1 protein-coding gene is annotated in these 231 nt (G+C 82.7%); it reads left to right on the top strand.

Features of this window, described 5'->3' with window-relative positions; translation table 11 throughout:
* On the top strand, window positions 1-231 hold a 231-nt coding region (locus ATM99_RS15705), incomplete at both ends, for a hypothetical protein (RefSeq protein WP_223305184.1).

The following is a 231-nucleotide window of genomic DNA, read 5'->3' as shown; positions in this document are numbered from 1 at the left end:
CACGCCGCCGGGCCCCGACGCCCCCGCGCCGAGGTCGACCCCGCGTGGACGGCGGTCGAGACGTACGTCGCACCGCTCGTCGCCGAGGGCGCCGACGCCGTCGCCGTGCGCGCCGCTCCCGCGGGCCCCGGGCCCCGACGCCCCCGCGCCGAGGTCGACCCCGCGTGGACGGCGGTCGAGACGTACGTCGCACCGCTCGTCGCCGAGGGCGCCGACGCCGTCGCCGTGCGC

It is taken from the genome of Cellulomonas sp. B6, from assembly GCF_001462455.1.
Classification (GTDB): Bacteria; Actinomycetota; Actinomycetes; order Actinomycetales; family Cellulomonadaceae; genus Cellulomonas.
Note: the sequence above shows the minus strand (reverse complement) of the source record. Positions and strands in the feature narration are given on the sequence as shown.